Below are 1,241 nucleotides of genomic sequence, written 5' to 3'. Positions count from 1 at the left end.
CTTTTGCAAGTTCTTCGTTGATTCTGGCAATTTCCTTATCATCAATAATTCCGTTAACAATCGCCAGATATTTTTTCTCAAAAATCGAAAAATTTTGTAAAAATGCCTGTGCAAAACTGTTTTTGGCAATAGTAATCAGCCCAGATGTATTCATATCGAGCCTATTGTAAAATCGTGGCACTCGAACTTCACCATATTTTTCCAAAAAATGATTTACAATTCCGTTCGCAAGTGTAAAATCAGCTTTTTTCTGTGTTGGATGTGTCAACAAAAATGGCTCTTTATTCACAACCAAAATATCTTCATCTTCAAAAATAATATCAAGTGGCAGTTTAATCGGCTTAATGTCCGTCCCCTTTTTCTTCTCAATAATCCTCAAGTTTCCATGTGACGGCAATTTCTTAGTTAATCTTACCTGCTTTCCATTCAAAAAAACTTCCACATTTCTCAAACTTCGCCCCGAATAATTCTGCACTTCCCGTAAATATTGCGAGATTTTCATCCTCTGATGTTCCTTTTCGATTCTAAATTTTTTCATTATCTATACACATCCTTTTTACAAATTTATTTTTTTAATAACTTTTAGTTTTAAAAGTAAGTTGCTAAACAAATCTATTATTATACCATCTTCCTAGTTAAATAATAAAAATCAGAAAATTAACGGAATTAAAACCTTTTTTACAAAATTGTACTATTTATAATCTATGTACTTATAAAATATCCTTTAATTAAATTTAATCATTAAATATCCATATAAGGGATTTTATTTAGAGTTGTGAAAAACTACTTATTGTTAATAAATGTTTTTTCATAATTCTATGTTTTTTCTTCTTATAAAGCAAGGAAAATCAATCGCCATTTCCTTTTATTTCGCAATAAAAGTTATTTTAACAAATTTAAATAATGGCATATTAAAGATAATGGCGAAAGTGCTGCGCACTAACCCTGACTTGTCTAAGCATTTTTTGAAATATTCCCAAATTTTATTTGAGAAAGTAGTCTAAACTTTATTATTTGGATAAACTTGAAGTACTATGAAAACGAAACTCGTTAACGCTCACCTTCACAAATAAAGATTAGAACAACTCTATAAAATATATTTGCTATAAAGGTTCTAGCGAAAGAAACACATAAATGTGTTTAGTCGTTTTCATTCCAAAAAAATCACGACATTCTACATTAAATTATAAAGATTATATATTTAAGTTCTTAAATTTGAAAAACCTCAAATAAGAAAGTTT

The 1,241-nt window shown here is 28.1% G+C and carries 1 protein-coding gene; it reads right to left on the bottom strand.

The genetic code is table 11. From position 1 onward, the window contains the following. A partial coding sequence (locus tag Q0370_RS08050) for a pseudouridine synthase (RefSeq protein WP_299574393.1) occupies nt 1-538 on the bottom strand: 538 nt, incomplete at its 3' end. Between the last annotated feature and the right edge of the window lie 703 nt (nt 539-1,241).

Source organism: uncultured Leptotrichia sp., from assembly GCF_938036635.1.
In the GTDB taxonomy this organism is placed as follows: domain Bacteria; phylum Fusobacteriota; class Fusobacteriia; order Fusobacteriales; family Leptotrichiaceae; genus Leptotrichia; species Leptotrichia hongkongensis.
This window is presented reverse-complemented; position numbering and strand designations above follow the sequence as displayed.